The organism is Streptomyces sp. NPDC048650, from assembly GCF_043199095.1.
Lineage (GTDB): Bacteria > Actinomycetota > Actinomycetes > Streptomycetales > Streptomycetaceae > Streptomyces.
The window spans coordinates 249106-262401 of sequence record NZ_JBICVM010000010.1; the positions used below are offsets into that span (position 1 = coordinate 249106).

Sequence of the window (13296 nt, forward strand, 5' to 3'; positions counted from 1 at the left end):
CGAGAAGGTGCAGCTCAGGAGTGCTGCCGCGGCGGCGCCGACGAGAGCGTCGCTACCCGCGGCTATCGCACGGACGCGCAGCGACAGATGGCGCCGGCGAGGCGACCGAGGTCGACATGGCGGCGACGCACCAGGGGCCGCGCGAGGCCGGCCACCCGGCCACAAGCCAGGTGTGCCAAGGGCTGCGGGGTCTGCATGAGCAGAAAGCCTGGCCGCGGCCGGCGGGCTGCGTCAAGCACGCTTAACGCTGCGTTCATGTACTCATCCAGGATCCGGGCCATCCCCGGTTCGGATGAATCCGCGACCTGCCCTAGACTCGTTGACGTGCCACGTGGTGACGGACGACTCAACCACGACCTGCTCCCCGGCGAGAAGGGCCCCCAGGACGCTTGCGGCGTCTTCGGTGTCTGGGCTCCGGGTGAAGAGGTCGCCAAGCTCACCTATTTCGGGCTGTATGCGCTGCAGCACCGTGGACAGGAGTCTGCGGGCATCGCAGTGAGCAACGGCTCCCAGATCCTCGTCTTCAAGGACATGGGCCTCGTTTCCCAGGTCTTCGACGAGACTTCGCTCGGTTCCCTCCAGGGCCATATCGCCGTGGGCCACGCCCGCTACTCCACCACCGGTGCCTCGGTGTGGGAGAACGCGCAGCCGACGTTCCGTGCCACCGCGCACGGCTCGATCGCGCTCGGTCACAACGGCAACCTGGTCAATACCGCCGAGCTGGCGGATCTGGTCACCGCGCTGCCCCGTGAGGGTGGCCGGGCGACCCAGGTCGCGGCCACCAACGACACCGACCTGGTCACGGCCCTGCTGGCCGGCCAGGTCGACGAGGACGGCAAGCCGCTGACCGTCGAGGAGGCCGCCCCGCGCGTCCTGCCGAAGGTCAAGGGCGCCTTCTCGCTCTGCTTCATGGACGAGCACACGCTCTACGCCGCGCGTGACCCGCAGGGCATCCGCCCGCTGGTCCTCGGTCGCCTGGAGCGTGGCTGGGTGCTGGCCTCCGAGACCGCGGCGCTGGACATCTGCGGCGCCAGCTTCATCCGGGAGATCGAGCCCGGCGAGATGGTCGCCATCGATGAGAACGGCCTGCGCAGCACCCGCTTCGCCGAGGCCCGCCCCAAGGGCTGCGTCTTCGAGTACGTCTACCTCGCGCGCCCCGACACCGACATCGCCGGCCGCAATGTGTACCTCTCCCGTGTGGAGATGGGCCGCAAGCTGGCCGCCGAGGCCCCGGCCGACGCCGACCTGGTGATAGCGACGCCGGAGTCCGGCACGCCCGCCGCGGTCGGTTACGCCGAAGCCAGCGGCATTCCGTACGGCTCCGGCCTGGTGAAGAACTCCTACGTCGGCCGGACCTTCATCCAGCCGTCGCAGACCATCCGCCAGCTCGGTATCCGCCTCAAGCTCAACCCGCTCAAGGAAGTCATCCGCGGCAAGCGCCTGGTGGTCGTCGACGACTCGATCGTCCGCGGCAACACCCAGCGCGCCCTGGTCCGGATGCTGCGCGAGGCCGGTGCTCTCGAGGTGCACATCCGGATCTCGTCGCCGCCGATCAAGTGGCCGTGCTTCTTCGGCATCGACTTCGCCACCCGTGCGGAGCTGATCGCCAATGGTCTGAGCGTGGAGGAGATCGGCAAGTCGCTGGGCGCCGACTCCCTGGCGTACATCTCCATCGACGGCATGATCGAGGCGACCACGATCGCCAAGCCGAATCTGTGCCGCGCCTGCTTCGACGGCGAGTACCCGATGGAGCTGCCCGACCCGGAGCTGCTGGGCAAGCACCTCCTGGAGGCGGAGACCACGAGCCCCGCCACCTCCGATGTGGACGGCGTCCGCACGCTCACCGCCGGGGTCGGCGGCGCCGACGCGCTGCGTCGCCCGTAGAGCTCGAACACACCCGAAACGAAAGTTCTCAGCCATGTCCGCTGCAGAGTCCACTGGTGCCAGCTACGCGAGCGCGGGCGTCGACATCGAAGCCGGCGACCGTGCCGTGGACCTGATGAAGGAGTGGGTGAAGAAGGCCACCCGCCCCGAGGTCGTCGGCGGGCTCGGCGGCTTCGCCGGCCTCTTCGACGCGTCCGTCCTCAAGCGGTACGAGCGCCCGCTGCTGGCCTCGGCCACCGACGGTGTGGGCACCAAGGTCGACATCGCCCGCCGGATGGGCGTCTACGACAGCATCGGCCACGACCTCGTCGGCATGGTCGTCGACGACCTGGTCGTCTGCGGCGCCGAGCCGCTGTTCATGACGGACTACATCTGCGTCGGCAAGGTCCACCCCGAGCGGGTCGCCTCGATCGTCAAGGGCATCGCCGAGGGCTGCGTGCTGGCCGGCTGCGCGCTGGTCGGCGGCGAGACGGCGGAGCACCCGGGCCTGCTGGGCGCGGACGAATTCGATGTCGCCGGCGCCGGCACGGGCGTCGTCGAGGCGGACCGGCTGCTGGGCGCGGACCGTATCCGTACGGGCGACGCGGTGATCGCGATGGCGTCCTCCGGACTTCACTCCAACGGGTACTCGCTGGTGCGCCATGTGCTCTTCGACCGGGCGGGGTTGCCCCTGGACCGGGAGATCCCGGAGTTCGGCCGCACGCTCGGCGAGGAGCTCCTGGAGCCCACCAAGATCTACTCGCTGGACTGCCTGGCGCTGACCCGCACGGCCGAGGTGCACGCGTTCTCGCACATCACCGGGGGCGGGCTGGCCAACAACCTCGCCCGGGTCATCCCGGACGGCCTGCACGCCACCGTCGACCGTGCCACCTGGACGCCGGGCCCGGTCTTCGACCTGGTCGGTTCCGCGGGCTCGGTCGAGCGCCTGGAGCTGGAGAAGACCCTGAACATGGGCGTCGGCATGATCGCCGTCGTCCCGCAGGAGTCGGTCGACGTCGCCCTGACCACGCTGGCGGACCGCGGCGTGGACGCCTGGGTCAGCGGCGAGATCCTCGAGCGCGGCGACCACGCCGAGGCCGTGACCCTGACCGGCGACTACGCGAGCTGAAGCCGCTGACGTACGGGGCCGCCGAGGGGCGGCCCCGGCGCAGCCCTGCGCACGTACCCGAGCAGCACAGAACCCGGCTCCGGGCTATGCCCGGACCGGGTTCTTGATGTGGTGCTGTGCTGTGCGTACGCGCTGTGCGTGCAGAGCGTCAGGCGCGACGACGCTGGCTGGAGGAGTCGCCCTCGCCCTCGTCGTCATCGTCGTTGTACCGATCCGCGTACTGTGCGTACGGGTCGTCGTCGTCCTCGTCATCCTCGAACGGTTCCCCGTTCGGCGGCTGCTGGTTCGACGGCGTTGCACCCAGCTCGTCGGCCAGTCGTGAGAGATCCGTCCCACCGCTGCTGTACTTCAGCTGGCGGGCGACCTTTGTCTGCTTGGCCTTGGCCCGGCCGCGCCCCATGGGTCGACCCCCTCAATGACGGGGCTCGATGGCCCCAGAGTCTTGACACGCGTTCATGGTTCAGAGCGGACTCTCGACAGAGAGACCGGTCCGTAGAGCTTTAACGGTACCTGCTTCCGCGGCCATACGGTACGTCGCCCGCATCACCCACCGCTCGGCATGACCTGCAGGTCGCCCTTCCCCCACTGGTCAACTGCGATTTTAACCTGTCCTGTACGGCGACCCGCCGACGGGTGGTGAGCGAAGTCTCCCTCACCACCCCCAGCGGGCCGCACAAGGACACCTTTTCGGCCAAGAGATCGCCGTGCGAACTCCCGTGCCCAGATCAGAGGTGCCGGCCTCCCGCCATCCGGGCTTCGGCGAGCCGGTCGGCGGCCGCGGCCGGCGGAATGCCGTCCGTCTTCGCACGCGCGAATATGGCCAGTGTGGTGTCGAAGATCTTCGCGGCCTTGGCCTTGCACCGGTCGAAGTCGAAGCCGTGCAGCTCATCGGCCACCTGGATGACGCCGCCGGCATTCACGACGTAGTCCGGGGCGTAGAGGATGCCCCGGTCGGACAGGTCCTTCTCGACGCCGGGGTGCGCGAGCTGGTTGTTCGCCGCACCGCACACCACCTTGGCGGTGAGCACGGCCACCGAGCTGTCGTTGAGCGCACCGCCCAGGGCGCACGGCGCGTAGACGTCCAGGCCCTCGGTGCGGATCAGTGCCTCGGTGTCCGCGACGGCCGTCACCCGGGGGTGACGGGTGAGGATCCGCTCCACGGACTCGGCGCGGACGTCCGTGATCACGACCTCGGCGCCGTCCTGGAGGAGGTGCTCGACCAGGTGGTGGCCGACCTTGCCGACACCCGCGACACCGACCTTGCGGCCGCGCAGGGTCGGATCGCCCCACTGGTGCTGGGCCGAGGCGCGCATGCCCTGGAAGACGCCGTAGGCGGTCAGTACGGAGGAGTCGCCGGCGCCGCCGTTCTCGGGGGAGCGGCCGGTGGTCCACTTGTTCGTGCGGGCCACGACGTCCATGTCGGCGACGTAGGTACCGACATCGCAGGCGGTGACGTAGCGGCCTCCGAGGGACGCCACGAACCGGCCGTAGGCCAGCAGGAGTTCCTCGGTCTTGATCACGTCGGGACTGCCGATGATCACGGCCTTGCCGCCGCCGTGGTCCAGTCCGGCCAGGGCGTTCTTGTACGACATGCCACGCGCGAGGTTCAGCGCGTCCTGTACGGCCTCCTCCTCGGAGGCGTACGGGTGGAAGCGGGTTCCGCCGAGGGCGGGGCCCAGAGCGGTGCTGTGGATGGCGATCACGGCCTTGAGGCCGCTGGCACGGTCCTGGCAGAGAACGACCTGCTCGTGGCCGCCCTGCTCCGATCGGAACAGGCTCTGCAGAACGCCACCGTCGACACTGACGGAGGCAGGACGTACGTCGGTCACTGTGGTGACTCCCATAAGTCGCGGAGGACGCCCCCCTGCGGGTGGGGAGGGCCGGTTGTGAAGAGCGTAAGACCTGGGGAGCGGGTTGATCGGCCGGGTGCCGGGGATCACCCCCTCGCGGGGGACGGGCGTGGGACGATTTGCCGTATCCCGGGCCGGATGGGGGCAGGTGACCCCCGGCACGGGCCTCCCTTTGAGCGGACTTCCTTTTGAAGGAGCGGGCGTGGCCCTGGCGTCGTCGGTGATGGTCCCGTACATGGCATATCTGCGGGTCTACGAGCCGCTGGGAGCGTTCCCCGAGCCGGAACGCTCCCACTGGGCGCGCTATGCCGAGCGCGAGGACACCCCCACCGCACAGGACGAGCAGCGCCGGGCGCTGGCCGACCTGCTGCCGGTGCCCCCGGTGCCGGTGCCGGTCCACGAGAGCGCCGACGCGTTCGTCGCCGTCGTCGACGAGGTGACTTGCGTCTGCCCGTGGCGGACCCGGCTGCGTGGCTGGCAGGCGCTGGAGGGGCTGGAGGAGCTGCTGCCCGCGTCGGTGCTGGACGCGGCACTGCCCCCGGTGGTGCGCCGCCAGGCGGCCACCGACTACGAGCAGTGGCGCGAGCGCAACCCGGATGCCCGGCCGTGGATCCGCGCGGCCACCTGGCACGTCCCGGTGCGCTGGTTCGTGCTCTTCGACGACACCGAGCGCGAGTTCACCAAGGGTGATGAGGGGCCCCTGCTGCGTTACCGGACGCCAATGGTGCAGGCCAGACGGCGTGTCGCACGTGGACTTCGTACGCTGCGGGACGCGCTGGAAGAGGGCCCCTTGATCGACGGCCTGGTAGATGTGGGGCGCTGGCTCGAAGAATTCCACCCGCGGTCCCTCGTGGAGCTGGACTACGGAGGACTGGTGCACGCGGTGCCCGAGGGGCAGCTCGCCGAGGACCGTTCCGCCGCGGAAGTGGCGGAGGGGCTGGCGGCGCTGCGCGACGGGGACGGCGAGCGGGCCGGCGTCGCCTACGAGAAGCTCGCGGAACGGTGGCGTGCGGTGCGCGAGCGTCAGTTCTCCAGCTGAGGGTCGCGGGCGCGGGACGTAGGTCCTGATCCGGGCTATTGGCGCAAGCGTGACCTAAAGCACTGACTTCGGGCCTTGCCACCAAGACGTATCCTCGTGCCAAAATAGGACAAGGAGCCTTTCCGGGGCTCCTTCCGTCCAACTAAGGGCGGATAGATCGGTATTGCGCTCCTTGAGGAGTCTGTGACACCTGATCACGTTGTGACTGATCGTCACGGTCGCGTGACTGTCCGTTATGGCATGGTCCATCGGCTTCCGCCGAGGTTGAACACCTGAGAGGGCAATTCCATCGGTTTGGCCGACGTGGTTGGACAGATGGTGTAGTTGTAGTGCCGAGGACAAGCCGTTCGTCCTATAACCGACTCGGCCCGCGTCCGCCATTTCGGGCAACGCGGGTCAAGGTGCAGAATTTAGAGGAAAGAACCGTGATGGTTCGGTTCTCCCGAGGAGGCCGCTCATGACCGCTCGCACCCCTGACGCCGAGCCGCTGCTTACGCCTGCTGAGGTTGCCACGATGTTCCGCGTGGACCCGAAGACGGTGACCCGTTGGGCCAAGGCAGGCAAGCTCACGTCCATCCGCACGCTCGGAGGGCATCGGCGTTACCGCGAGGCTGAGGTCCGCGCACTGCTCGCGGGTATCCCGCAGCAGCGCAGCGAGGCCTGAAAAACCGCATAACCAGGCCGTTTTCGGGGCCCCCAACCCGGGAAAAGCCGACATCGCACCACATAGCTCCACCACGCACCACAGCTCCATACGACGCGGCGCCTGCCCCAACAGGTCCCACACCCGCACCATCTGGGTACGTCACCGATCGCGCTGGACTCCGCCGGGTCCAGCGCGATCTTTTTTGTGTGTGCCCGTTCCCCGGCCGCTCATCGAGGCCGGGTCGGCCTGGCGCCGACGCCGTCTGCGGTGACTTTCACGGCCCCGTCAGGGGCTCTGGAGGGGCCTCTCCGCGCGGACCTGGCGACCTCGGTCGGGTGCATCCGGGGGGTGGTGCAATTGCATATATTAAATTGACTGGTTGTAGGGCGGGTGTAAGTTCCGCATCTCGCGAAAATTGTTCGGTGACACCCGTCACACAGCGCGCTCCTTGAAGGGGTATGGCGTCTGCGGTAGTGCACTTCCTCCGTGGCCGCCTCAACAGCCTTCCACCTCAAGGAGGCTGGAGCAGGCGCCGGACGTCACCGGGCGGGGGGACTTTGGTCCTCCGCCGCAGGTCCCCCGCAGGCGGCCGGCAGCGCGGCGGCGGGCTCCGCGGGCGGGGGCGACGCCGGGCGGGCCTTGCGCGGCTCCATGGCGAGCCGCAGCAGCCGGTGGCAGACGGGGCAGTGCCGCGTCAGGTGGCGGTACCTCGTGGCAGCCGACAGATGGGCCCGCAACAGCGCCCTCGTCTCGTGCCTTGCCGCAGTCGTCATCGCACGCCCCTCCCCGGCCCCCGTGCTTTCTCTGTGAGTACCGGGAGGCCGGTCCGCCGTCAAGACGGCCGGAGGTGACCGGAGGTCGTACGGACGCGGTGAGCACAGCAAACGGCCCGCATCCTCAGGGGATGCGGGCCGTAAAAATGCGGTCCTGACGGGATTTGAACCCGCGGCCTCCACCTTGACAGGGTGGCGAGCACTCCAAACTGCTCCACAGGACCTTGCGTTTCGCTTTCCGCTTGCGGCGGGCTGCGAAGCAAGACTCTACAGCAGGTCAGGGGGTGCGGTCGAACCCGGTGCCGGGAGCCGCCCACCCGTCAGGGCGCGGCGGCGTCCACGGCCTTCACGATGCGCTTGTCCGAGACCGGATACGCGGTCCCCAGGGCGTGCGCGAAGTAGCTCACCCGCAGTTCCTCGATCATCCAGCGGATCTCCAGGGCCGCTGCCGGCACCGGCCGCCCTCGGGGGAACTGCTCCAGCAGCCAGGCGTATTCGTCCTGCATCTCCTTCACCTTCGCCATCCGGGTGCGGTCCCGCTCGGCGTTGGTGGGCAACTGCTGCAGTCGGCGGTCGGCGGCGACCAGATAGCGCATCAGGTCCGGCAGCCGCTTGGTGCCGTGTGCCGTCACGAAACCCGGCCCGATCAGGGCCGCCAGCTGCTCCTTGATGTCCGCGAGGGACGGCAGCAGCGAGGGGAACGTCGTGTCCTTCAGTCGGCGCTCGCACGCCTGCCAGGCGGCCAGGACCTCCTGGACCTGCTGGACGGTCTTGAGCGTGGCGTCCATCAGGTCGGCGCGCACCGCGTCGAACAGCTTGCGGAAGGACTCCTCGTCCCACGCCGGGCCGCCCCGGGCCGCGATCAGCCGGTCGGCGGCGGCCGTCACACAGTCCTCGAAGAGCGCCGTGATGGAGCCGTGCGGGTTGCGGGACAGCGCGAGCTTGTGTTGGTTGCTCAGCTTGCTCTGGGCGAACTTGGCGGGGTTGGAGGGGACGTTGAGCAGGATGAGGCGGCGGGTGCCCGCCCACATCGCCTGGAGCTGCTCGGCCTCCGTGTCGAAGAGCCGCACGGCCACGCTGCTGCCCTCGTCGACCAGCGCCGGGTACGCCTTCAGCGGCTGGCCCGCACGCCGGGTCTCGAAGGTGCGCGGCAGCGTGCCGATCGTCCAGGACGTGAGCCCCGTGCGCTGCTCCGGGCCGGCCGGTGCCGCGCCGTCGCCCTGGCGGTCCTTCGCGGGGCGTTCGGCGGCCTGCTCGAAGGCCTTGGAGAGGGCGGCGCGGGTCTTCGGCTGGAGCTTCAGCCGCAGCGCCTCCAGGTCCTTGGCCTCGGCGAGCCGGCGGCGCCGTTCGTCGACCACCCGGAAGGTGATCTTCAGATGGTCGGGGATCCGGGCGGTGTCGAAGTCCGCGGCGTCGACGGGGACGCCCACCATCCGCTGCAACCCGGCCGCCAGCGCGACGGTCAGGGTGCCCTGCAGGGGCACCGTGGAGTCCAGGAAGCGGGCCGCGAAGTTCGGGGCCGGTACGTAGTTGCGTCGGATCGGCTTGGGCAGCGACCGGATCAGCTCCGTCACCAGTTGCTCGCGCAGACCCGGGATCTGCCAGTCGAAGCCCTCGGCGGAGACCTGGTTGAGGACCTGGAGGGGGATGTGGACGGTCACGCCGTCCGCGTCGGCTCCGGGCTCGAACTGGTAGGTGACCTTGAACTTCAGCTTTCCCTGGCGCCAGGAGTCCGGATAGTCGTCCTTGGTGACAGCCTCGGCGGATTCGTTGATGAGCATCGAGTGCTCGAAGTTGAGCAGCTCCGGCTCGTCCTGCCGTTTCTGCTTCCACCACGCGTCGAAATGCGCCCCGGAGACGATGTCCTCCGGAATGCGCTGGTCGTAGAAGTCGAAGAGCGTCTCGTCGTCCACGAGGATGTCGCGGCGCCGGGCGCGGTGCTCCAACTCCTCGACCTCGCCGAGCAGTTTGCGGTTGTCATGGAAGAACTGGTGATGGGTGCGCCAGTCGCCCTCGACCAGGGCGTTGCGGATGAACAGGTCGCGCGAGGTCTCCGGGTCGATCCGGCCGTAGGTGATCTTGCGCTGGGCGACGATCGGGACGCCGTAGAGCGTCACCCGTTCGTACGCCATCACGGCGGCCATCTTCTGTTCCCAGTGCGGCTCGCTGTAGGTGCGCTTGACCAGGTGCTGGGCGAGCGGCTCGATCCATTCGGGCTCGATCTTGGCGTTCACCCGCGCCCACAGCCGGGAGGTCTCGACGAGCTCGGCGGACATCACCCAGCGCGGTGGCTTCTTGAACAGCGCGGAGCCGGGGAAGACCGCGAACTTGGCGCTACGCGCACCCAGGTAGTCGTTCTTGCCGGCTCCGTCCCGCCCGCTCTCCTCCCCGGCGTTCTTCAGTCCGATATGCGAGAGCAAACCGGAAAGCAGAGCGGTGTGGATGTGGTCCGGCGCGGCGTCCTCCTCGCTGAGGTGAATGCCCATGGACTTGGCGACCGTACGCAGCTGGGAGTAGATGTCCTGCCACTCGCGTATCCGGAGATAGTTCAGGAACTCCGACCGGCACATCCGGCGGAAGGCCGACGAGGACAGCGCCTTCTGCTGCTCGCGGACATAGCGCCAGAGGTTGAGGAAGGCCAGGAAGTCGGAGGACTCGTCCTTGAAGCGGGCGTGCTGCTGGTCGGCCTGCTGCTGCTTGTCCGAGGGCCGTTCCCGCGGGTCCTGGATCGACAGCGCCGCCGCGATGACCATGACCTCACGGACGCAGCCGTTACGGTCCGCCTCCAGCACCATCCGGGCCAGCCGGGGGTCCACCGGCAGCTGCGAGAGCCGGCGCCCGAGCGGGGTGAGCCGTTGCCCCTTCTGCCCCGGCTGGGCGGACTTCTGCTTCGTCTCGAGCGCGCCCAGCTCGCTGAGCAGGTCGATGCCGTCCTTGATGTTGCGGCGGTCGGGCGGATCGATGAACGGGAACTTCTCGATGTCACCCAGGCCGGCCGCGGTCATCTGCAGGATGACGGAGGCCAGGTTCGTCCGGAGGATCTCCGCATCGGTGAACTCCGGCCGGGCGAGGAAGTCGTCCTCGGAGTAGAGGCGGATGCAGATGCCGTCGCTCGTCCGGCCGCAGCGGCCCTTGCGCTGGTTGGCGCTGGCCTGCGAAACCGGCTCGATGGGCAGCCGCTGCACCTTGGTGCGGAAGCTGTAGCGGGAGATGCGGGCCATGCCCGGGTCGATGACGTACCGGATGCCCGGGACGGTCAGCGAGGTCTCGGCGACGTTCGTGGCCAGCACGATCCGTCTGCCGGTGTGCCGCTGGAAGACGCGGTGCTGCTCGGCGTGCGACAGCCGGGCGTAGAGCGGCAGCACCTCCGTCGACCGGAGGTTCTTCTTCACCAGCGCGTCCGCGGTGTCGCGGATCTCGCGCTCGCCGGAGAGAAAGACCAGGATGTCGCCGGGCCCCTCGGCCTGCAGCTCGTCGACCGCGTCGCAGATCGCGGTGATCTGATCCCGGTCGCTGTCCTGGCCGCCCTCCTCCAGCAGCGGGCGGTAGCGCACCTCGACGGGGTACGTACGGCCGGAGACCTCGACGATCGGCGCGCCCCGCCCAGCTCCGCCTTCGCCCTGTGCGCAGTCCACGGAGGCGAAGCCCCCGAAGTGCCGGGAGAACCGCTCGGGGTCGATGGTCGCGGAGGTGATGACCACCTTGAGGTCCGGCCGCTTGGGCAGCAGCTGGGCCAGATACCCGAGGATGAAGTCGATGTTGAGGCTGCGTTCGTGCGCCTCGTCGATGATGATCGTGTCGTACTGGCGCAGCTCGCGGTCCGTCTGGATCTCGGCGAGCAGGATGCCGTCCGTCATCAGCTTCACGAGGGTGTCGCCGCCGACCTGGTCCGTGAACCGGACCTTCCAGCCGACCGCCTCGCCCAGTGGGGTCTTCAGCTCCTCGGCAACTCGCTCGGCGACCGTACGGGCCGCGATCCGGCGCGGCTGGGTGTGCCCGATCAGGCCGCGCACGCCCCGGCCGAGCTCCATGCAGATCTTGGGGATCTGCGTCGTCTTGCCGGACCCGGTCTCACCGGCGACGATCACGACCTGGTGGTCGCGTATCGCCTCGAGGATCTCGTCCTTCTTCTGGCTGACCGGCAACTCTTGCGGGTACGTGATCTCCGGTACGGCGGCGCGCCGCTGGGCGACCCGCAGCTCCGCCTCCTCGATACCGTCGGAGATCTCGGCGAGCACGGCCGCGCGGGCCTCGGGTTTACGGATCCGGCGTGCGCCGTCGAGTCGGCGCCCCAGCCGCTGCTGGTCGCGCAGCATCAGCTCGGGTAGGCGCTCCAGCAGCGTGGGCAGGCTGGGAACGGTGCCGTCGGGCAGGGCGGGGGCAGGCTGACTGGACATACGACCCCCAGGATCTCACCTCGCCGAATCGTGTGGCGAACCATTTGCGGACAGGTGCCCTAACCGCCGCGCGCGTGCGGGTGATCTATCGGGGTATGTCCAGGTGTGGTCCTTTAGCGTGGTTCCCATGTCCGATCAGGGTGCTGGTTCCGCGCCGCACGGCGAGCACGGCCGGCCGCCGACGCCCGGGGAGAAATGGGCGGCGGCCAAGGAATCACCGTTCTTCCCCGCGACGGTCCTGGTGTTCATCCTCGCCGCGGCCGCCGGCCTCTTCGCCGGCTCGTACACCTATGCCATGGCCAATCCGACGCCCCGGCACATCCCCACGGCCGTGATCGGCTTCCGCGCGGAGCCCGCGGAGCGGACGTTCGCCGCGGGAATGGAGAAGGCGCTGCACGGCACGCTGCGGCTGACCGAGTACGGCACCTACGGTGCGGCCACGAAGGCCGTCGAGGAACAACGGGAGTTCGCCGTTCTGCGGCCCCGGGGTCGCGCCGTGGAGCTGGACGTGGCGAGCGCCGCGGGCGCGTCGGTGGCGCAGCTGCTGGCCGAGACGGGTGTCAAGGTGGGCAGGGCGGCCGGCGTGGACGTCCGGGTCCGGGACATCAAGCCGCTCCAGCGGGGCGACCCCCGTGGCCTCGCCCTCTTCTACATCTCGCTGGCCGCGGTGATCATCGGGTTCGTCGGCGCCATCCAGCTCAGCGTGCACGCCCGCGCACTCAATCCGGCCGAACGGATCGCCTTCACCGTTGCCTACGCCCTGCTCGGCGGCTTCGCCATCGTCGCGGTGGTCGACTGGTGGCTGACCGCTCTGCGCCTGCCGTTCCTGCAGTCCTGGCTGATCCTGGTGCTGACGATGTTCACGTCCGGCATGGTCTTCACGATGTTCAACACCCTGATGGGGCGCTGGGCGATGATCCCCACCTGGGGCCTGATGGTGCTGCTGGGCAACCCGTCCTCGGGCGGCGCGGTCTCCTGGCCCCTGCTCCCGTCCGCCCTCGGACTCATCGGGCGCTGGCTGCCGCCCGGCGCCTCGGTCAACGCCCAGCACACCGCCGTCTACTTCGGCGGCCACCAGCATCTCTTCCCGTATCTGGTGCTGGCCGGCTGGGCGGTGGTCTCCTGCGCCGTCTTCTGGGGGTGGCGGCACCGCCATCCGGGGGGACGGGAGGTCGCGGGGGCCCACGCGGCGGATGTCTGACGAAAAGACAGGGCCCGTGCACCAAGCGGTGGGGCTCACCCGTGCGGCGGCCGACAGAAACGAAGAAGGCCCCGGTTTCAGAAACCGGGGCCTTCTCCCAATGGGTGTGGCTGGGGCCGGGGTCGAACCGGCGACCTATCGCTTTTCAGGCGATCGCTCGTACCAACTGAGCTACCCAGCCGCAGCGGTCCTGACGGGATTTGAACCCGCGGCCTCCACCTTGACAGGGTGGCGAGCACTCCAAACTGCTCCACAGGACCTTGCATTGCGCGAGAGCGGCGTGAACCAGTCTCGCACACGGTAATGCGTGCCCCCAACGGGATTCGAACCCGTGCTACCGCCTTGAAAGGGCGGCGTCCTGGGCCACTAGACGATGAGGGCTGGTGGCCACCTTGGCG

General features: G+C 69.1%; 10 protein-coding genes and 4 tRNA genes. 5 read left to right on the forward strand and 9 right to left on the reverse strand.

The window, feature by feature from the left end; all coding sequences use genetic code 11:
- Positions 1-62 precede the first annotated feature (62 nt).
- A complete protein-coding gene (locus ACGFML_RS27120; RefSeq protein ID WP_393547937.1) occupies positions 63-281 on the reverse strand; it encodes a putative leader peptide in 219 nt (72 codons plus the stop codon).
- Between the two features lie 43 nt (positions 282-324).
- On the opposite strand from ACGFML_RS27120, the gene purF reads away from it, so the two are divergent.
- Entirely contained in the window at positions 325-1884 is a 1560-nt protein-coding gene (gene purF, locus ACGFML_RS27125) for an amidophosphoribosyltransferase (RefSeq protein WP_393547939.1), read from the forward strand.
- Positions 1885-1918: 34 nt separating this feature from the next.
- On the forward strand, positions 1919-2992 hold the full coding sequence (gene purM, locus ACGFML_RS27130; RefSeq protein WP_393547941.1) for a phosphoribosylformylglycinamidine cyclo-ligase: 1074 nt from the start codon (positions 1919-1921) through the stop codon (positions 2990-2992).
- A gap of 148 nt (positions 2993-3140) precedes the next feature.
- Here the strand turns inward: purM and ACGFML_RS27135 are convergent, their stop codons facing one another.
- Together ACGFML_RS27135 and ACGFML_RS27140 are read right to left on the reverse strand one after the other, a co-directional pair.
- The gene (locus ACGFML_RS27135; RefSeq protein ID WP_393547943.1) at positions 3141-3392 is read right to left on the reverse strand and encodes a DUF3073 domain-containing protein; all 252 of its coding nucleotides are present in this window, start codon (positions 3390-3392) and stop codon (positions 3141-3143) included.
- Between the two features lie 325 nt (positions 3393-3717).
- Positions 3718-4836 carry a Leu/Phe/Val dehydrogenase gene (locus tag ACGFML_RS27140; protein WP_393547945.1) on the reverse strand — a complete coding sequence of 373 codons (1119 nt, stop codon included), beginning with the start codon at positions 4834-4836 and terminating at the stop codon, positions 3718-3720.
- 208 nt (positions 4837-5044) lie between these two features.
- Between ACGFML_RS27140 and ACGFML_RS27145 the strand changes: the two genes are divergently transcribed.
- Together ACGFML_RS27145 and bldC are read left to right on the forward strand one after the other, a co-directional pair.
- On the forward strand, positions 5045-5881 hold the full coding sequence (locus ACGFML_RS27145; RefSeq protein ID WP_393547947.1) for a hypothetical protein: 837 nt from the start codon (positions 5045-5047) through the stop codon (positions 5879-5881).
- A gap of 457 nt (positions 5882-6338) precedes the next feature.
- A complete protein-coding gene (bldC, locus tag ACGFML_RS27150; protein ID WP_003949541.1) occupies positions 6339-6545 on the forward strand; it encodes a developmental transcriptional regulator BldC in 207 nt (68 codons plus the stop codon).
- A gap of 521 nt (positions 6546-7066) precedes the next feature.
- Here the strand turns inward: bldC and ACGFML_RS27155 are convergent.
- From ACGFML_RS27155 to hrpA, 3 genes are all read right to left on the reverse strand, one after another.
- Positions 7067-7300, reverse strand: a complete 234-nt coding sequence (locus ACGFML_RS27155) for a DUF6274 family protein (RefSeq protein ID WP_393547949.1) — start codon at positions 7298-7300, stop codon at positions 7067-7069.
- Positions 7301-7449: 149 nt separating this feature from the next.
- Positions 7450-7524: transfer RNA gene (locus ACGFML_RS27160), tRNA-Asp, on the reverse strand.
- Between the two features lie 96 nt (positions 7525-7620).
- Positions 7621-11697 (reverse strand): ATP-dependent RNA helicase HrpA, encoded by a 4077-nt coding sequence (gene hrpA, locus ACGFML_RS27165; protein ID WP_393547951.1) that lies wholly within the window; start codon positions 11695-11697, stop codon positions 7621-7623.
- Between the two features lie 127 nt (positions 11698-11824).
- Here hrpA and ACGFML_RS27170 point away from each other — a divergent pair, with 127 nt between their 5' ends.
- Positions 11825-12898 (forward strand): ABC transporter permease, encoded by a 1074-nt coding sequence (locus tag ACGFML_RS27170; RefSeq protein WP_393547953.1) that lies wholly within the window; start codon positions 11825-11827, stop codon positions 12896-12898.
- A 107-nt stretch (positions 12899-13005) separates the two neighbouring features.
- Here the strand turns inward: ACGFML_RS27170 and ACGFML_RS27175 are convergent.
- The 3 genes from ACGFML_RS27175 to ACGFML_RS27185 form a co-directional block, all read right to left on the reverse strand.
- Positions 13006-13079: transfer RNA gene (locus ACGFML_RS27175), tRNA-Phe, on the reverse strand.
- A gap of 4 nt (positions 13080-13083) precedes the next feature.
- A tRNA-Asp gene (locus tag ACGFML_RS27180) sits at positions 13084-13158 on the reverse strand.
- Between the two features lie 48 nt (positions 13159-13206).
- Positions 13207-13279, reverse strand: a tRNA-Glu gene (locus tag ACGFML_RS27185).
- Positions 13280-13296 lie beyond the last annotated feature (17 nt).